The organism is Streptomyces albofaciens JCM 4342 (assembly GCF_008634025.1).
GTDB classification, from domain to species: Bacteria; Actinomycetota; Actinomycetes; order Streptomycetales; family Streptomycetaceae; genus Streptomyces; species Streptomyces albofaciens.
Map to the genome: position 1 here is coordinate 3,435,416 of NZ_PDCM01000001.1, position 17,636 is coordinate 3,453,051.

19 protein-coding genes are annotated in these 17,636 nt (G+C 73.4%); 10 read left to right on the forward strand and 9 right to left on the reverse strand.

Annotated elements, in window-relative coordinates; all coding sequences use genetic code 11:
- Nucleotides 1-168: 168 nt before the first annotated feature.
- The 5 genes from CP973_RS15480 to CP973_RS15500 all read left to right on the forward strand — a co-directional run bounded on the left by CP973_RS15480 (nucleotide 169) and on the right by CP973_RS15500 (nucleotide 4,888).
- A complete protein-coding gene (locus CP973_RS15480) occupies nucleotides 169-1,485 on the forward strand; it encodes an ABC transporter substrate-binding protein (RefSeq protein ID WP_425281968.1) in 1,317 nt (438 codons plus the stop codon).
- Nucleotides 1,486-1,498: 13 nt separating this feature from the next.
- Nucleotides 1,499-2,449, forward strand: a complete 951-nt coding sequence (locus tag CP973_RS15485; protein WP_425282002.1) for a carbohydrate ABC transporter permease — start codon at nucleotides 1,499-1,501, stop codon at nucleotides 2,447-2,449.
- Complete coding sequence (locus CP973_RS15490) at nucleotides 2,446-3,351, forward strand: carbohydrate ABC transporter permease (RefSeq protein ID WP_150241111.1); 906 nt, start codon at nucleotides 2,446-2,448, stop codon at nucleotides 3,349-3,351. The genes CP973_RS15485 and CP973_RS15490 overlap by 4 nt, the downstream gene beginning before the upstream one ends.
- A 134-nt stretch (nucleotides 3,352-3,485) precedes the next feature.
- Entirely contained in the window at nucleotides 3,486-3,779 is a 294-nt protein-coding gene (locus CP973_RS15495) for a hypothetical protein (RefSeq protein ID WP_150241113.1), read from the forward strand.
- 74 nt (nucleotides 3,780-3,853) lie between these two features.
- Complete coding sequence (locus CP973_RS15500) at nucleotides 3,854-4,888, forward strand: NUDIX hydrolase (protein ID WP_150241115.1); 1,035 nt, start codon at nucleotides 3,854-3,856, stop codon at nucleotides 4,886-4,888.
- A gap of 85 nt (nucleotides 4,889-4,973) precedes the next feature.
- On the opposite strand, the gene CP973_RS15505 is transcribed toward CP973_RS15500, so the two are convergent.
- Nucleotides 4,974-6,347, reverse strand: a complete 1,374-nt coding sequence (locus tag CP973_RS15505) for a dipeptidase (RefSeq protein WP_150241117.1) — start codon at nucleotides 6,345-6,347, stop codon at nucleotides 4,974-4,976.
- A 188-nt stretch (nucleotides 6,348-6,535) separates the two neighbouring features.
- On the opposite strand from CP973_RS15505, the gene CP973_RS15510 reads away from it, so the two are divergent.
- The 3 genes from CP973_RS15510 to CP973_RS15520 all read left to right on the forward strand — a co-directional run bounded on the left by CP973_RS15510 (nucleotide 6,536) and on the right by CP973_RS15520 (nucleotide 9,910).
- Nucleotides 6,536-7,741, forward strand: a complete 1,206-nt coding sequence (locus tag CP973_RS15510; RefSeq protein WP_150241120.1) for a geranylgeranyl reductase family protein — start codon at nucleotides 6,536-6,538, stop codon at nucleotides 7,739-7,741.
- 121 nt (nucleotides 7,742-7,862) lie between these two features.
- Entirely contained in the window at nucleotides 7,863-9,248 is a 1,386-nt protein-coding gene (locus CP973_RS15515) for a sensor histidine kinase (protein ID WP_150241122.1), read from the forward strand.
- A complete protein-coding gene (locus CP973_RS15520) occupies nucleotides 9,245-9,910 on the forward strand; it encodes a response regulator transcription factor (protein ID WP_150241124.1) in 666 nt (221 codons plus the stop codon). The genes CP973_RS15515 and CP973_RS15520 overlap by 4 nt, the downstream gene beginning before the upstream one ends.
- Nucleotides 9,911-10,174: 264 nt before the next feature.
- Here the strand turns inward: CP973_RS15520 and CP973_RS15525 are convergent, their stop codons facing one another.
- Both CP973_RS15525 and CP973_RS15530 read right to left on the reverse strand, forming a co-directional pair.
- Entirely contained in the window at nucleotides 10,175-10,930 is a 756-nt protein-coding gene (locus CP973_RS15525; RefSeq protein ID WP_150241126.1) for a maleylpyruvate isomerase family mycothiol-dependent enzyme, read from the reverse strand.
- Nucleotides 10,917-11,300 carry an SCO4225 family membrane protein gene (locus CP973_RS15530; protein WP_150241128.1) on the reverse strand — a complete coding sequence of 128 codons (384 nt, stop codon included), beginning with the start codon at nucleotides 11,298-11,300 and terminating at the stop codon, nucleotides 10,917-10,919. Before CP973_RS15530 ends, CP973_RS15525 begins: the two co-directional genes overlap by 14 nt.
- A gap of 340 nt (nucleotides 11,301-11,640) precedes the next feature.
- Here CP973_RS15530 and CP973_RS15535 point away from each other — a divergent pair, with 340 nt between their 5' ends.
- Nucleotides 11,641-12,885 carry an ROK family protein gene (locus CP973_RS15535; RefSeq protein ID WP_150241130.1) on the forward strand — a complete coding sequence of 415 codons (1,245 nt, stop codon included), beginning with the start codon at nucleotides 11,641-11,643 and terminating at the stop codon, nucleotides 12,883-12,885.
- A gap of 9 nt (nucleotides 12,886-12,894) precedes the next feature.
- Here the strand turns inward: CP973_RS15535 and CP973_RS15540 are convergent, their stop codons facing one another.
- From CP973_RS15540 to CP973_RS15560, 5 genes are all read right to left on the reverse strand, one after another.
- Complete coding sequence (locus CP973_RS15540) at nucleotides 12,895-13,623, reverse strand: aspartate/glutamate racemase family protein (protein WP_150241132.1); 729 nt, start codon at nucleotides 13,621-13,623, stop codon at nucleotides 12,895-12,897.
- A gap of 128 nt (nucleotides 13,624-13,751) precedes the next feature.
- On the reverse strand, nucleotides 13,752-14,777 hold the full coding sequence (locus CP973_RS15545; protein WP_244409506.1) for a phosphotriesterase family protein: 1,026 nt from the start codon (nucleotides 14,775-14,777) through the stop codon (nucleotides 13,752-13,754).
- Entirely contained in the window at nucleotides 14,774-15,358 is a 585-nt protein-coding gene (locus CP973_RS15550; RefSeq protein WP_150241134.1) for a DUF4865 family protein, read from the reverse strand. The genes CP973_RS15545 and CP973_RS15550 overlap by 4 nt, the downstream gene beginning before the upstream one ends.
- A 36-nt stretch (nucleotides 15,359-15,394) precedes the next feature.
- Entirely contained in the window at nucleotides 15,395-15,787 is a 393-nt protein-coding gene (locus tag CP973_RS15555; RefSeq protein WP_150241136.1) for a (R)-mandelonitrile lyase, read from the reverse strand.
- 32 nt (nucleotides 15,788-15,819) lie between these two features.
- Nucleotides 15,820-16,389: a TetR/AcrR family transcriptional regulator gene (locus tag CP973_RS15560; protein WP_150241138.1), complete on the reverse strand. Its 570-nt coding sequence runs from the start codon at nucleotides 16,387-16,389 to the stop codon at nucleotides 15,820-15,822.
- A gap of 198 nt (nucleotides 16,390-16,587) precedes the next feature.
- On the opposite strand from CP973_RS15560, the gene CP973_RS15565 reads away from it, so the two are divergent.
- The gene (locus CP973_RS15565) at nucleotides 16,588-16,902 is read left to right on the forward strand and encodes an SHOCT domain-containing protein (RefSeq protein ID WP_150241140.1); all 315 of its coding nucleotides are present in this window, start codon (nucleotides 16,588-16,590) and stop codon (nucleotides 16,900-16,902) included.
- A 70-nt stretch (nucleotides 16,903-16,972) separates the two neighbouring features.
- On the opposite strand, the gene CP973_RS15570 is transcribed toward CP973_RS15565, so the two are convergent.
- Entirely contained in the window at nucleotides 16,973-17,521 is a 549-nt protein-coding gene (locus CP973_RS15570) for an ATP-binding protein (protein ID WP_244409511.1), read from the reverse strand.
- Nucleotides 17,522-17,636 lie beyond the last annotated feature (115 nt).

Consider the following 17,636-nt stretch of genomic DNA (forward strand, 5'->3'; position numbering starts at 1 on the left):
CGGTCAATAGCGAGTGTTTACGGTAAGGCTTGTTGGACTGTGTTGGAAGACAAAAGGCGGCGGTCGGGGACCAGCCCGCCAAAAGCCTTGACGAACCACCCCGTTGGGAGTGAGATCCCAGCACTCGCGTTCGGTTCTGTTCGGTTCCATCGCTGAGGAGGGGGAGACATGGTCCACTCATCGGACAACGGTCCGGGCGGGTGCGCGCACCGGGCGGTACGCGGGGTGTCCCGGAGGTCCCTGTTGCGCGGCGCGGCGGCCGGTGCGGGGGCGGTCGCCGTACCGGCGCTGCTCACCGCGTGCGGCGACGGGCCGGGCGACGGCGTCACTCTCGGGTCCAATGCCTCCGACGCGGTGCCGAAACGGGCGTACGCCGACGCCTTCGCGGCGTACGAGAAGAAGTCGAAGAAGGACGTGAAGGTCAACACGGTCAACCACGAGAACTTCCAGGAGAACATCAACCGCTACCTCCAGGGCACGCCCGATGACGTCTTCACGTGGTTCGCCGGCTACCGCATGCAGTACTTCGCGCGAAAGGGCCTGCTCGCCGACATCAGTGATCTCTGGAGGGGATTCGACGGGTTCTCCGAGGCGGTGCGGAAACAGTCCACGGGCGAGGACGGCAAGCAGTACTTCGTGCCGTACTACTATTACCCGTGGGCGGTCTTCCACCGTAAGAGCGTTTTCCGGACGCGGGGTTACGAGATCCCGGAGAACTTCGATCAATACCGCGCACTCGCCCGGCGGATGCAGAAGGACGGCCTCACCCCATTCGCCCTGGGCGACAAGGAGGGCTGGCCCGCCATGGGCACCTTCGACTACCTGGACATGCGGGCCAACGGCTACGACTTCCACATCGCCCTGATGCGCGGGGAGAAATCCTGGACCAGCCCCCAGGTACGCCAGGTCTTCGACCTGTGGCGCGGCCTGCTGCCGTACCACCAGAAAGGCGCGAACGGACGGACCTGGCAGGAGGCGGCGCAGTCCCTCCAGCAGAAGAAGACCGGCATGGCGGTGCTCGGACTGCCGCACCCGGGCCAGCAGTTCACCGCCGAGAACCGCGCGGACCTGGACTTCTTCCCGTTCCCCGAGATCGATCCGGCATTCGGGAAGGAGGCGGTCGAGGCACCGGTGGACGGATTCCTCATGGCGAAGAAGGCGCGGAACCGGGCGGCGGCCGAGGACCTGCTGAAATACCTCGCCACCCCACAGGCCGAGCTGATCTACCTCAAAAGCGACCCGAACAACGTGGCGGTCAACAGCCGGGCCGGCACCGGTTCGTACGACGCGTTGCAGAAGAAAGCCGCCCGGCTGGTGTCCGGGGCCCGGCAGATATCGCAGTTCATGGACCGCGACACCCGCCCCGATTTCGCCTCGACCGTACTGATCCAGGCGATCCAGCAGTTCATCGGCGACCCGGACGACATCGACGGGCTGGTGAACGGCATCGAACGGCAGAAGAAACAGATATTCGCCGCGGACTGACGCCGTGACCACCGTGAACCGGACGACCGGCGGCAGGCCGGTGACCCCGCCGAAGACCGTGGCCCCGCGCCCCGCGCGACGCCGGGGCCCGCGCCGCCACACCCGCCGCGACCTCGCCGTCCTGTGCGTACTCCTCGGCCTGCCGGTCCTGCTCGACCTCGCGCTGGTCTGGGGGCCCACCCTCGCCTCCGTCGCCCTGTCCTTCACCACCTGGGACGGCGTCGGCGACATCCGGTGGGCGGGCCTCGGCAATTACGCGGACCTCTTCGCCGATTACCCGCGATTCTGGCCGGCGGTCCGCAACAACCTGCTGTGGCTGGCCGCCCTCGGGCTGCTCGCCACGCCGTTCGGGCTGCTGCTCGCCGTCCTCATCGACCGCGGGGTGCGGTTCAGCCGCTTCTACCAGTCCACGCTCTACATGCCGGTGGTGCTCTCGCTCGCCGTCGTCGGCTTCATCGCCCAGCTGATCCTCTCCCGCGACCAGGGCGCGCTGAACGCCCTGCTGGGCCGTCAGGACAACCCCGTCGACTGGCTCGGCGACCCGGATCTCAATATCTGGATGGTCCTGCTGGCCGCCTGCTGGCGGCACACCGGCTATGTGATGATCCTCTATCTCGCCGGGCTGAAATCCGTCGACCCGGAACTCAAGGAGGCCGCGGCGATCGACGGCGCGAACGAACGCCAGGCGTTCTTCCGGGTGGTTCTGCCGGCGCTGCGCCCGGTCAATGTCATCGTCGGCGTCATCACCGTCATCGAGGCACTGCGCGCCTTCGACATCGTCTACGCCGTCAACAAGGGCCGCAACGGCCTGGAACTGCTGTCCGTGCTGGTGACCGACAACATCATCGGCGAGGCGAGCCGGATCGGCTTCGGCTCGGCCATCGCGGTCGTCCTGCTGCTGGTCTCCCTCGGATTCATCATCACCTATCTCGTCCAGGAACTGAGGGGGGAACAGCGGCGATGACCGTTTCCGCGGTACGCGTCCGGCGCCCGCCACGGCCCGGCGGCCCGCCCGGCCGCCGCGGCCGTTTCGGTGTGCACGCCTTTCTGCTCGCCGTCTCGCTCGCCTTCCTCGCCCCGCTGCTGCTGGCGGTCTACGCGTCGCTGCGCCCGTACGAGGAGACCGCCCGGGACGGCTATTTCTCCCTGCCGGACCGGCTCTCCTTCGACTATTACCGGCAGGCGTTCACCGATTCCGGCATGGGCCGGCATTTCCTGAACTCGCTCCTGATCACGGTGCCGGGCGTGCTGATCACCCTCTTCCTGGCGTCGTTCACCGCCTTCGCGGTGGCCCGGCTGCGGCTGCGCGGTTCCCTGGTCCTGCTCATGGTCTTCACGGCCGGGAACCTGCTGCCGCAACAGGTCATCGTCACCCCGCTGTACGCGCTCTTCAACAAGGTGCCGCTGCCGTACTGGATGTCCGACTCGCTGACGCTCTACGACTCGCTGTGGGCGGTGCTCGCCGTACAGGTCGCCTTCCAGCTGGGCTTCTGCGTGTTCGTCCTGGCGAATTTCATGCGGACCCTGCCACCGGAGATTCTGGAGGCCGCGATCGTGGACGGCGCCGGGGTGTGGACCCGCTACCGGCACGTGACGCTCCCGTTGTGCCGCCCGGCCCTCGCCGCCCTGGGAACCCTGCAATTCACCTGGATGTACAACGATTTCCTCTGGGGCCTGGTCTTCCTGTCCACCGGCGACAAACTCCCGGTCACCTCGGCCCTGAACAATCTGCGCGGGCAGTTCTTCACCGACCACAACCTGCTGGCCGCGGGCTCGGTCCTCGTCGCCCTGCCCACGATCGTCGTCTTCCTCCTCCTGCAACGGCACTTCATCGCGGGGCTCACCCTGGGCGCGAACAAAGGGTGACGCGACGGTGCGGGAACGCGCGCGCCCGCGTACGGGAAATCCGCGCGCGGGCGGTGAATCCGTGCGCGGGCCCTTGCCGGGCACGGCCGGGGCGGCGACGCTCCGGCTACATCCCGAGCGGGAAGGGGAGCGTCATGACGAACGCACAGATGTGGGCGCTGATCGTGGGATTCGCGTCGCCCGTGCTCATCTCGGTCATCAACCGGCCCGAGTGGTCGCAGGCCGCCAGAACACTGGTGCAGGTGGTGGTGTCGGTGCTGGTGGGCCTGGGGAGCGCGCTGTTCGCCGGGGACTTCGCCGGAAAGGACGTGGTGACCTGCGTCCTGGTCGCCGCCGTCGCCGCCATCAGCGCGTACAAGGGCGTCTTCAAACCTGCCGGGATCGCGCCGAAGGTGGAAAAGGCCACGTCCCCGGCCGCCCGCGGCTAGGCCGGGACCCCGCAAAAGTTTCCGTGGCAGGGTGTTACGGGCAACTCACAGGGGTCTAGGGACAAGGGGGCAATGTGATCGTCTGGCTGAACGGCGCGTCCGGTGCGGGAAAGTCCACCGCGGCCCGGTACCTGCTGGACCTGCTTCCCGGAAGCACGCTCTACGACCCCGAGCTGGTCGGAAGTGAACTGCGGCTGATGCTGCCCGCCGCGCGGCTGGAGGAGATCGGCGACTACCAGGACCTGCCGGCCTGGCGCCGGCTCGTCGTGGACACCGCGGCGGCCCTGCTCCACGAGGTGCCGGGGCCGCTGGTGACACCGATGCCGCTGCTGCGCCAGGAGTACCGGGACGAGATATTCGGCGGCCTCGCCTCGCGCCGGGTGCCCGTGCGCCACGTTCTGCTGCACGCCGAGGAAACGATCCTCCGAGCGCGTCTGGCGCGGCGTACCGACCGGGCCCGGGACGGCGCGGACGACCCGGCCGCGCGGGAACGGGCCCTGGCGCACCTGGAGTCGTACGAGGACGCCCTCGGCTGGCTCAAACAGGACGCGCACGTCATCGACACCGCCCGGCTGACGCCCCGGGAGACCGCCGAGCGGGTCGCGGAGGCGGTCCGCGCCGGGGCCGGGGCCTGCGACATCGTGCAGACACCGGAACCCACCGCGGAGACCCTGGCGGCCGGGGTGCTGCTCTTCGACGACGCCGACCGGGTGCTGCTGGTGGACCCGACGTACAAGCCGGGCTGGGAGTTCCCGGGCGGTGTGGTCGAGCCCGGCGAGCCGCCGGCCCGTGCCGGGCTCCGCGAGGTGACCGAGGAACTGGGCATCCGGCTGGACAGCGCGCCCCGCCTGCTGGTGCTGGACTGGGAGCCGCCCCGGCCGCCCGGCTTCGGCGGGCTGCGGATGCTCTTCGACGGCGGCCGGCTGGCCGGCGAGCAGATCCGCGACCTGCTCCTGCCGGGACCCGAACTGCGCGACTGGCGGTTCGCCACCGAGGAGGAGGCGGCGGACATGCTGCCCCCGGTGCGCTGGAACCGGCTCCGCTGGGCCCTGCGCGCACGCGAACAGGGACGCCCGCTCAATCTTGAGGCGGGCGTCCCTGTGGGATGAGGGCCGTGGTGGCGGCCACCGGCTCCGGGACGGCGGCACCGGCCGGGGGCGGCGGGAGCGCTCCCGGCCGGTGCCGTACGGGGCCTCAGCCGCGGGCGGCCGCGGCCTGCTCGGCGTACCGCTGGAGGAACAGCGCCTCGGCGAGCGAGAGGCGCTCCAGCTCCTGCGGCGAGACGCTCTCGTTGACCGCGTGGATCTGCGCCTCCGGCTCGCTGAGGCCGATGAGCAGGATCTCGGCCTCCGGGTAGAGCGCCGCCAGGGTGTTGCACAGCGGGATCGATCCGCCCATGCCGGCCGTCTGCATCTCCGTGCCGTCGTACGCCTCACGCATCGCCGACGCCATCGACGCGTACGCCGGGCTGCTGGTGTCCGCGCGGAACGGCTGGCCCTGCCCGACCTGCTCGACCGAGACCCGCGCGCCCCACGGCGCGGCGTTCTCCAGGTGGGCGGTCAGCAGTTCGGTCGCCTTCGCCGTGTCGGTGCCCGGCGGAACCCGCAGGTTCACCAGCGCCCGCGCGCCCGCCTGCACGGACGGCGTGGCGCCGATCACCGGCGGGCAGTCGATGCCGAGGACGGTGACGGCGGGCCGGGCCCAGATGCGGTCGGCGACCGTGCCGTTGCCGGTCAGGCCGACGCCGTCGAGCACCTTGGCGTCCTTGCGGAACTCCTCCTCCGGGTACTGCAGCCCCTCCCAGGCCGCGTCGGCCGCCAGCCCGTCGATCGTCGTCGAGCCGTCCTCGCTGCGCAGCGAGTCCAGGATGCGGATCAGCGCCGCCAGCGCGTCCGGGGCGGCGCCGCCGAACTGGCCGGAGTGCAGGTTGCCGGCCAGGGTGTCCACCTGGACGCGGACCAGCGACATGCCGCGCAGCGTCGCCGTGACCGTCGGCAGGCCGACACGGAAGTTGCCGGTGTCCCCGATGACGACCGCGTCCGCGGCCAGCAGCTCGGGGTGGGCCTCGGCGTACCGCTCCAGGCCGCCGGTGCCCTGCTCCTCCGAGCCCTCCACGATCACCTTGACGTTGACCGGGACGCCACCGTGCTCCTTCAGCGCCCGCAGCGCCGTCAGGTGCATGATCAGGCCGCCCTTGCAGTCGGCGGCGCCGCGTCCGTACCAGCGGCCGTCCCGCTCGGTCAGCTCGAAGGGCGGCGATATCCAGGCCGACTCGTCCAGCGGCGGCTGCACGTCGTAGTGGGCGTACAGCAGCACGGTCGGCGCGCCCGCCGGGCCCGGCAGGAAGCCGTACACCGACTGGGTGCCGTCCGGGGTGTCCAGCAGCTGCACGTCCGTGAAGCCGTCGGCCCGCAGCGCGCCCGCCACCCACCCGGCGGCGGCCTCGCATTCGCTGCGGGGGAACTGCGCCGGATCCGCGACGGACTTGAAGGCCACCAGTTCCGCCAGTTCGGACCTGGCCCGGGACTGCAGCGAGGCGACGGTGTGCGCGAGCGGGCTGTCGGGCATGGAACGCTCCTTGTGGGCGCGGCGTTGTACACGTGGGTTCACGTGCGGGTCCGTCCGGCGCACCGCACCGGACCAACCGTACGTACGGGCGATTGTGGGGCCGATCTTCCCACAGGACGCTCGCCGAAGGGCGGCCCGTAGGATGCGGGCGGTACGCGGCACGGCATCGAACGGGAGCAGAAGCACAGGTGAGCAGCGACAACGCAGCCGAGGGGAACCAGCAGGTGTGGGACGTCGTGGTGGTGGGCGCGGGGCCCGCAGGCGCCTCGGCCGCCTATGCCGCGGCGTGTACGGGACGCCGCGTCCTGCTCCTGGAGAAAGCCGAACTGCCCCGGTACAAGACCTGTGGCGGCGGCATCATCGGGCCGTCCCGCGACGCCCTGCCGCCCGGCTTCGACCTGCCGCTGCGCGACCGGGTCCACGCGGTCACCTTCTCGCTCAACGGGAAGCTGACCCGCACCCGCCGCTCGAAGCACATGCTCTTCGGGCTCATCAACCGCCCCGAGTTCGACGCCCAGCTGGTCAAGACCGCCCAGGACGCCGGCGCCGAGCTGCGCACCGGCGTCACGGTCTCCCGGGTCGAACAGCACGGCCCGGAGGTGCCGGACCGGCGGACCGTCGCCGTGGTGCTGGGCGACGGCGAGGTGGTGCTGGCCCGCGCGGTGGTCGGCGCGGACGGCAGCGCCGGCCGGATAGGGGCACACGTCGGCGTGAAGATGGACCAGGTCGACCTGGGCCTGGAGGCGGAAATCCCGGTCCCGCCGACGGTCGCCGAGGACTGGTCCGGGCGGGTGCTGGTGGACTGGGGCCCGATCCCGGGCAGCTACGGCTGGGTCTTCCCCAAGGGCGACACCCTCACCGTCGGCGTGATCTCGGCCCGCGGCGAGGGCGCCGCGACCAAGCGCTATCTGGACGACTTCATCGGCCGGCTCGGCCTGGCGGGCTTCGAGCCGGCCATCTCCTCCGGCCACCTGACCCGCTGCCGCGCCGACGACTCGCCGCTCTCCCGCGGCCGGGTCCTGGTGTGCGGCGACGCGGCCGGGCTGCTGGAGCCGTGGACCCGTGAGGGCATCTCCTTCGCGCTGCGCTCCGGGCGGCTCGCGGGGGAGTGGGCGGTCCGCGTCTCCGAGGCCCACGACGCGGTGGACGCGCGGCGCCAGGCGCTGAACTACGCCTTCGCGATCAAGGCGGGGCTGGGCGTGGAGATGGGGGTGGGCCGCCGGATGCTCACCGTCTTCTCCCGCCGCCCCGGCATGATCCACGCCGCCCTGACCGGCTTCCGGCCCGCCTGGCACGCCTTCGCGAAGATCGTCCGGGGGACGACGACGCTGGCCGAGATCGTCCGGACGCACCCGGTCGCGCGGCGGGCGCTGGGGGCGATGGACCGGCCGTGAGCAGCGGGCGGCACGGGGCCGGCGGCCCGGAGCCCCCGCCGTCGGCTACTCCCGGTGGAGTACGCCCGGCCACCGCGTCGGGCTGACGCGCCCGTACGGCGTCCCGGTCTAGCGTGGCGGGATGGAGAACGGACGGCCGCCGTGGGCGCGGCTCTGTCACGGCCACGGCTCCCGTCACGGCCTCGGCCCGGACCGGTGGCGGTCCCGGGACGACGACGGCGACCCGCTGCCGGGCCGCCGGTTCGGCGCGCGGCTGCTCGGGGATTCCCCGGCCGGTACGCGGCTGCCCTGGGCCTCCACGGCCGTCCTCACCGTGTTCGTGCTGGTCGGCATGCGGTTCGCGGGGCGGAACCAGCCGGAGCGCGCCGATCTCGACGCGCTCGCGTACACCCTGCTGCTCGTGGGCACGGTGCCGCTGCTCTGGCGGCACCGCTTCCCGCGTACGGTCGCCCTCGGCACCGCGGTCGCCGCCAGCGGCTATCTTGCCGCCGGATATCCGTACGGCCCCTTCCTGCTCTCCGCCGCCCTCGGCTGCTTCGCGGCCGTCGTCGCGGGGCGGCGCGTGACGGCCTGGACCGCCGTCGGCCTCGTCTGGGCGAGCCATCTGCTGGTCGGGCACGTGCTCTACCGCTGGCTGCCGCCCACCGGCGACGGGCCCGCGCCCTGGGGCGAGCAGTTGTTCATCACGGTCCTAGTGGTGGCCGTCGTGGCGGTCTCCGAGCTGGCGCGCGTACGCCGTGAACAGTTCGCCCGCATGCGCGCCGAGCGGGCGGCCGCCGCGCGGCGGCGGGCCGACGAGGAGCGCCTGCGGATCGCCCGCGAGCTGCACGATGTGCTGGCGCACAGCATCTCCGTCATCAACGTCCAGGCGGGCGTCGGACTCGCCCTGCTGGACGAGGACCCCGAGCAGGCGCGTACGGCCCTGACCACCATCAAGGCCGCCAGCAAGGAGGTGCTGGGCGAGGTGCGGCAGGTCCTCGCCACGCTGCGGGCCCCGGGCGACGCCCCGCGCTCCCCGGCGCCCGGACTGGACCGGCTGCCCGAACTGTGCGAGCAGGCGAAGGGGGCCGGACTCGCCGTACGGGTCACCGAGCAGGGCCGCCGCCCCAGGCTCTCGCCGGGTGCCGACCTCGCCGCCTTCCGGATCGTCCAGGAAGCACTGACCAACATCGTCCGGCACTCCGGCTCGCGCACGGCCCGGGTCGGCCTCGTCCACCTCCCCGGCGCGCTGGAGATCACGGTCGACGACGACGGGCCCGCGACCGCCGCCGGGCGGGCCGGGGACGTGGGCACCGCCGGGGTCGCCGGAGGCGGCAACGGCCTGGTCGGCATGCGGGAACGGGCCGCCGCCCTCGGCGGCACCGTCGAGGCGGGCCCCCGCCCGGACGGGGGATTCCGGGTGCACGCCCGCCTCCCGCTGGGCCCGGCGACACCGGCGCCGGGCGCCCCCGGCTCCGCCCGCGCTGCGGATACGGTGAAGTCCACCGCCACCGAGGAGGAGTCGTGATCCGGGTACTGCTCGCCGACGACCAGCTGCTGGTCCGCGCCGGATTCCGGGCCCTGCTGGACGCCCAGCCCGGCATCGAGGTCGTCGGCGAGGCGGCGGACGGGGAGGAGGCGCTGATCGCCCTGCGCGAGCAGCGCCCCGACGTGGTGCTGATGGACATCCGGATGCCGGTGCTGGACGGGCTCGCCGCGACCCGGCAGATCTCCGAGGACCCCCGGCTGTCCGCCATGAAGGTCGTCATGCTCACCACCTTCGAGATGGACGAGTACGTCTTCGAGGCGATCCGCGCGGGCGCCGCCGGCTTTCTCGTCAAGGACACCGAACCGGAGGAACTGGTACGGGCTGTACGCGCCGTGGTCGACGGCGACGCGCTGCTCTCGCCGGGGGTCACCCGACGGCTGATCGCCGAATTCGCCGCCCGCTCCAAGGAGCCGGCCGCGGACGGCACGCTCTCCGTGCTCACCGAGCGGGAGCGGGAGGTGATGGCGCTCGTCGGCCTCGGGATGTCCAACGAGGAGATCGCCCGCCGTCTGGTCGTCAGCCCGCTCACCGCCAAGACCCACGTCAGCCGCACGATGACCAAGCTGGGCGCCCGGGACCGGGCCCAACTGGTGGTACTGGCCTACGAGTCGGGGCTGGTACGGCCGGGGTGGCTGGGGTAGCGGCGAGCGAATGGGGGGGGCCGCGCGGCCGACGGGCGGGGCGCAACTGCCGGGCGGGGCGGGCGGACCTGCCGGGCGGTTACGTTCTGCCCGGCGGTTACGTTCCTCCGGTCAGGGCCTTACCGCCCGGCAGGACGCAACCGCCGGGCAGCGGCGCGCTACCCGGCCCGCCGCCCGGTGAACCGGCGCAGCACGCGCACCACCCGCCGGACGGGTGACAGCGAGTCATGTGCTGCCGTGTCACGTCCGGTTGCCGGTGTGGCCTCAGATCGTGAAGCGCTCCCGCCACAGCCGGGCCAGGGCGGTGTCGCCCGTGATCGTGAGGTCCTCCAGCGGGCGGCGGTTCCACAGGGCCAGGTACAGGTCGGGTGCGGGGCCCTCGATCACGCAGTCCGGTGCGGTGGTGTCCGGCGCCGGGGCGTCCGCCGTGCGCTCGACGTGTGGCTGGGTGTCCGACAGGCGTATCGTCCAGTCCCCGGTGGCCTCGCCGGTGGCCCGTATGCGAAGGGTGCGCGGCGCGTCCGTCCGCAGCGCTTCGTGCCTGCGCGCGACCATGCCCATCAGCAGTTCGTCGATGCCGTCCACGGCGAAGGCGGGCGCGGAGGGGGTGATGCCCGCGCCGAGCGCGGACTCGGCATCGGCGCGGTGGACCGCCGTCTCGTGGGCCTGGCGCCGCGCCCAGAAGGCCAGGGGCGACGGGGCGGGGAGGAAGGTCCAGCAGGACAGGTCCGCCGGGGCGGCGCGCAGCGTCGACACCAGCGTCCGGCAGCCGTCGCGCAGCCAGTCGGCGAGTGCCTCGTCGGACGGCTGCGGGGCCTCGGGCGGCGTCACCCTCTCCTGGACGGCGTTCGCCACGAAGTTCGTGGCCCAGCGGTGCACCCGGCCCGTGTGGACGAGCAGATCGCGCACCCGCCACTCCGGGCAGGTGGGGACCGGGGCGTCCGCCCCGGCCTTCTCGGCGGCGTCGGCGAGGAGTTGGCCGTCGTGGGCGAGCGCGTCGATGAGGTCAGTGGTCTCCATGCCGCTGAGTGTGCCAGCCGCCACTGACAACGGCCCCGCGGTGGGCCGGCCGGCCGCGCAGTCCCCGGTGGAGCAGCCCGAGGAGCAGCGCGTTGACCAGCGCGGCGACGACCAGGGTCAGGACCAGGTACCACGAGGGGGTGCCGCTTCCGTCCCACAGCGCGTCACCGGCGATCCACAGCGGGAAGACCGTGGGCGCGGTGAGCAGCACCGCCCAGATGCCCGCGAAGGAGGCGTCCTGGTGCTTGACGAAGACCATGTCCACCAAGGCGAAGAGCACCGCCGCGACCACCAGGGCCAGATAGACCAGCGAAACCGGATTGCCGAACGTCAGCCGCGCCAGGCCGCGCAGCCGGGGTGTGGTGTTCATGCCGCCCCCAGGTGTCGGGTGGCCGGGTGGCGCGCGCCGCGCACGCCGGCGCCCTCCGGCCGGATGCCCTGGCCGAATCCGTGACCAAGTAGCCCATTATGGTCCGCCGTCGGTCCCTTTCGGCAGGCCGGGTACCCGGCATCCGCGTATCGACTCCCGCGTACGGGGCGGTACGCGCCCTGCGGTAGCCGTACCCGGCCACCGGCGGTAGCCGCCGCCCCGCTCCCGGCCGTACGCGCTACCCGCCGCGCCCCCGTGCGCGGGCCGGCCGCCCGCCTCCGGGCACGCGGAAGGTCGGCCCGTGTTTTGTTCACCCTCGGTACAAAGCAAGAATGGGGGCGTGACCCACACTCGGACAACCAGGCTGGAACGGGGCCGTAGCGCGCTCGGCCCCGCACTGGAGCTCGTACACACCGGGCGCGCGCCCACCCGTGCCGTGCTGACCTCGGAACTCGGCGTGACCCGGGCCACCGCGGGCGCGGTGGCGGCGGAGCTGGAAGCGCTCGGACTGATCACCGTCGACTCCCGCCCGACCGCCTCGGCGGGGTCCCAAGGCCGCCCCTCGCACCGGCTGTTCCTCAACGGGAACGGCCCGGTCGTGTTCGCCGCGCAGATCCACGCCGACGGCTACCGCACCGCGCTGGTCGGCCTCGGCGGACGGATCGTGGCCACCGAGAGCGGCTGCGACACCATCCCCGCCGACCCGGCCCACGTACTTGCCGAAGTCGTGGCGTCCGGGGCCGGGATGCTCGAACGGACCGGGCGGCGCTGCCTGGGCGCGGCGCTCGCCATCCCGTCCGCCGTCGCCGAACCCGACGGCGAGGCGCTCAACCCGCTGCACCTGGCCTGGCCCACGGGCGCCCCCGTACGCCGCCTCTTCCGGCGCGCGCTCGCCGAGGCCCGCATCCCCGGGGTCACCCCGGCGGTCGGCTTCACGGGCAACGATGTCAACCTCGTCGCCCTGGCCGAACACCGGCACGGCGCCGGCCGCGGCGCCCGCCACCTGCTGTGCGTCGCCTCCGGGCACCGGGGCGTCGGCGGCGCGCTGGTGCTGGACGGGCGGCTGCACAGCGGCAGTTCGGGCCTGGCCCTGGAGGTCGGCCACCTGACCGTCAACCCGGAAGGCGCACCCTGCCACTGCGGCAGCCGCGGCTGCCTGGACGTCGAGGCGGACCCGCTCGCCTTCCTCGGCGCCGCGCGCCGCGCGCCCGGACCGGAGGGCTCGCTGCTGCGCCAGGCCACCGACCTGCTGCGCGAGGAGTACCACGACCCGTCCGTACGGGCCGCCGCCGACCTGCTGATCGACCGGCTGGGCCTGGGGATCGCCGGGCTCGTCAACATCCTCAACCCGGACCGCATCATCCTCGGCGGCCTGCACCGCGAACTCCTGGCGGCCGACCCGGAACGGCTGCGGGCCGTGGTCGCCGACCGCAGCCTGTGGGGACGCAGCGGCGGCGTACCGATCCTGCCGTGCACGCTCGACCACAACAGCCTGGTCGGCGCGGCGGAGCTGGCCTGGCAGCCGGTGCTGGACGATCCGCTGGTGGTTCTGGAGGGAGAGGGGACGGACGCCGGGAAAAGCTGAGCGGGCGCCTCACCCGCCCAGCGGCCCCCCGCGCCACACCGGCGCGGGCCGCCGGCCGGCGGCGGCTTCGAAGGCGGCGCGCGCCAGCAGCCGCGTCGAGTCCAGCGTCGGCAGCGGCGCCGCCTCCGGGGGCACCAGCAGCGGGATCTCCGTACAGACGAGGGCGACCGCGTCGCACCCGCGTGCCGCCAGCCGCTCGATGACGCGGACGTACTCCTCGCGCGCGGCCGCGGAGAACACGCCGTTGACCAGCTCCGCGAAGATGATCCCGTGCACGGTGCGGCGGTCGCGCTCGTCCGGTACGTCGGCCGTGATGTCCCGGGCGCCCAGCGCGTCCCGGTAGAGCGGACTTTCCATGGTGTACGCGGTCCCCAGCACGCCGACGCGCCGGTACCCCTCGTGGGCGGCGCGTTCGGCGACCACCTCGGCGATGTGCAGGCCGGGCAGCGGCAGTTCCGCGCCGGGCAGGCCGAGGGCCAGGTGGGCGGTGTTGTCGGGACAGACGAAGAAGTCCGCGCCCGCGCGGGCGAGCCGCACCGCGCTCTCCAGGAGGATCCCGCGGACCGCATGGTGATCACCGGTCTCCCAGGCGGGCATGGAGCGGGCCATGCTGATGCAGTCCAGCGTCACGTCCGGATGGTCGTACGGCCCCAGTTCGGCGAAGCCCTCCTGGCAGAACGCCCGGAAGCACAGGGCGGCGCCTTCGGTGCTGTGCGCGAGGATGCCGAGGTGCCGCACGCTGCCTCCCGGGGTCGGTGGGGGTGCCCGTCGGCCCGGGGCCGGTGGGTGTGCCCGCCGCCATTGTCACCCGGACCGCGGCACCAGGACACTCCCCGCGCTTCCGCCGACACTTCCCGTCCGTCCGCTCACTTCCACGCCACCGCGAACGCGCGCGCCGGGTTCGCCGTGAAGAGGCGCCGTACCAGCGCCGCGTCCAGGGCGAGTTCGAGCCGCGGACGCAGCCGGCGCAGCAGGTGGGGCATGCCGGGACCGCCGTTCACCGAGCGGGCCGCCGCGGTCGTCGTGTCGCCGCCGATCAGCAGCCGGTCCCCGTACCCGGCGTCGGCGAGCGCGGCCAGGGCGTCCGGGAGCCGCCAGTCCGTGGCGTGGTGGGCGCGCGAGGGCCCGTCGAAGGCCAGGTAGGCCCCGGCCGCGGCGGCCTGCCGGTGGACGACGAGGTCGGGCGAGCGGTTGAGGTGACCCAGGATCACCCGCTCCGGCGGTACCGCCGACTCCCCGCACAGCAGGTCGAGCACGTCCGCGGCGCCGGTGCCCAGCTCCAGGTGGACGCCGATGGGGGCGCCGGTGGCGTGGTGGGCCTCGGCCGCGGCGGCCATGGTGTACCGGGCGTGCGCGTCCAGGCCGTGGAAACCGCCGGCGACCTTGATCATCCCGGCCCGCACGGCGCCCCCGGCCGCCGTTCCCGGGCCGGTACGCCCGGAACCGCCCGAGCCCCCGCGCCCCGTGCCGATCCCGGCCGTCAGCTCCGCCACGAACAACCCGGCGAGATCGCAGGCGGCGGCGGTTCCGGTCGCCGTCCCCCTCACCCGCTCCAGCACCTCGGGCGCGTAGTGCACCGCCTGGTGCAGCCCGGTCGCGGCGACGATCCGTACGCCCGACTCCGCGGCCAGCCGCGGCAGTTCCGCCGCGCGCCGCCCCATCCCGTACGGCGTCCACTGGACCACGGTGCCGCCGCCCGCCTCCCGGAAGGCCCGCAGCTCGGCAGCCGCCGCGCCGGTGTCGGCCAGTTCCTGGCCGGGGAGCTGCGGGCTGCGCAGGAAGAGGTGGTCGTGGGCGTCGCAGACGCCGAGGGCGGCGGGGGAGACGTCGCCGGAGACGGTGCGGACGGCGGGTTCCGGGCGGGCGCGGGCGTCCGTCAGGGGCCCGGTCACCACTGCGCGCCCGCCGGCAGGCGGTCGGCGCCGGGCGCGGACAGGTGCAGCACCCGGTAGCGCTCGCCGTCCGACTCGGGGGCGGTGTCCTCCCAGAGGGTGAAGTGCACCAGCTCCCAGTGCCGGGGGTCGATCCCCAGCGCGGTGGTGTGCACCCCGTCCGTACGGGCCAGCCGCCGCTGCTCGGTCATCGCCTCCTCGACGGCGGTGGCCGGATCCGCGCCCTCGGCGAGCGCTCGCGTACGGCGCACGAAGCAGCGGGGGACCGCGCCGGCCGCCGGGCCGCGTTCGTGGTGGACACCCATCCAGTGCTGTACGGCCGGACGGCCGAAATCGCGGATGACGCCCCGGAATCCGTCACCGAGGAGGAACCGGTGCATCGCCGGGGCGTCGGCCCAGAGGTAGAACGGCGCATATTGATTGACGGGCGAACCGTCGACTCCGCGTTCGCGGACGCCGTAGGCCTTGATCCCGAGCCCGTCGTAGGCGTCGAGGAGATGGCCACGGGTCCGCACCCGGTCGCGGATGATGCCCATGTCGTAGTCGGCGGGCAGGGTGACGGCGTATTGCAAGGCGTGCACGGGAGCTCCTGAAGGTGGGGCGGGGGAGGGCGGACTTCACTCGGGGCGGGCGTCGTCGACCAGGCAGCCCCACTCGGTGGTGGTCCCGTCGGCCGCCGCCTCGACCACGGCGAGGTGGGTCATGAACGTGCCGGGCGCGGCGCCGTGCCAGTGCCAGGTGCCCGCGGGGGTCCACACCGTGTCGCCGGCCCTGATCTCCTCGACCGGGCCGCCCCGGCGCTGCACCAGGCCGGTGCCCTCGGTGACGTGCAGGACCTGCCCGTGCGGGTGGCGGTGCCAGGCGGTACGGGCGCCGGGCGCGAAGTGGACGCTGAACATGCGCAGCCGGGACGGCGCGGGCGGTGCCGCCAGCTCGTCCAGCCACACGGTGCCGGTGAAGTGCTCGGCGGGGCCCGCCTGGCTGTCCGGGCGGGCGCGGGTGATCTCCACGGGTGGGCCTTTCGCGGCGAAGCGGCGCGCCGTCAGGCGCGGGCGGTGCGCGCCGCGAGGAGGGCGAGCACGCCGTGTACGGCGGTGTCGAAGGGGGCGGGCGACTCCGCGGCGCGGGCCAGTACGTAACCGCCCTGCACGGTGGCGACCACGGCCGCGGCCGTGCCCTCCGGGTCCAGCTCCGCGTCGAACTCGCCCCGCTCCAGGCCCTCGCGGAGGATTCCGGCGATCCGGCCGCGCAGCCAGTCCAGCGTCTCGAACACCGGCTGCCGCAGCGCCGGGTCGGCGATGACGTCGGGGTCCATGGTCAGCCGGCCCACCGGGCAGCCGCGCAGCACGTCCCGTTCGCGCAGCAGGTAGGCGCGCACCCGGTCGTACGCGCCGCCCTCGCCGGACAGGGCCGTCTCGGCGGTGGCCCGCATGCTCTCGGCGGTCCGGCGGATGGCGGCGAGCGCGAGGTCGGACTTGCCCGCGAAGTGGTGGTACATGCTGCCCTGGCCGACGCCCGCGCGCTGGAGGATCGCCTTCGGGCTGGTGCCGGTGAAACCGCGCTCCCACAGGAGCTCCCGGGTGCTCTCGATGAGCCGTTCGGAGGTGGTCATGACCGTACTTTACATACTAGTAGTTACAGAGGTCAACGGGGGCGGCGGGCGTACTTCCCGGGGGGTACGCGCGGTGCCATCGGCCGTACGACGCCCCGCGGTCCCCGGCGGAGCAGGCTCGACAGGGAGAACCGTGCCGGGGCCCGTGCGCATCACGGGCGCCGGGCCCGCGGCACCCGCCGACAAGGAGCTGACCTCATGTTCGACCTGGCACACCCGTGGACCGGCGGCCCCGGCCCCTGGTTCCTGTTGTTTCCCCTGTTCTGGGCGGCCGTCGTGTTCGGCGTGCTCACGCTGCTGCGGCGCACCGTGTGGCGCGGGCGCGCCCCCTGGTGGCGGTTCGGCGGCCCCCGGGGCGCCGCGCCGGGGCCGGCGGGTGGCGCGGACCCCTCGCCGATCGGCCTGCTTGCCCGGCGCTTCGCGGCGGGGGAGATCGACGAGGACGAGTACTGGCGCCGGCTGTCCGTCCTGGACGAGCGGTTCGGCGCCGGGAGCAAGGGTGGCGCGATGTAAGCGCGGCGCAACGGGTGTCGGCCGCGCACCGCACCGGTGCGCGGCCGACCGGGCCGGTGACCGGACCCCTTCAAACGACCCCGGCGCCCCGTACCCGCGGACGGGTGTCGAGCGGCGTGCGCAGGGGCGGTTCGACGGGAGGGTGCGCCGGTTCGTGGGGCAGCGCGCCGCGGGCGCACGACGAGCGCCCCGCCGACGTACGGCGTACGGACTCCTCGGGCGCGAGCGTGAGTGCCGGAAGCGTGAACCAGACGACCTTGCCGCCGCCGTCGGGCCGCACCCCCCAGCTCTCGCTGAGGGCCGCGATCAGGGACAGTCCGCGGCCCTCGGTATCGAGGGCGCCGGTCGCCCGCACCCGGGGCAGGCGCGGGTCCAGGTCACGCACCGAGACGGTCAACTGGTCCAGGAGGACGAGCAGTTCGACGGTGCACTGCTTGCTGGGCACGGCGTGCTGGTGCACATTGGCCAGCAGCTCGGTCACCCCGAGCGCGGCCGGGTCTATCAAGGCGTCGAGACGCCAGTAACGGAGCTGCGCCGATACGATGCGGCGCACCTGGCCGATCCGTGCCGGAAGGGCCTGTAGCTCCACCGTGCAGTGTCTGCTGGGCTGCCTGATCACGACCGCGACTCCCTGATGAGGTCGGGCGCCCTCGTACGACGGGGGCGAAGATCGGATCCAGCGATGCCGCCATCCACCACAGTGTCACCGCTGGTGAACCCTCAGTGATACGAGT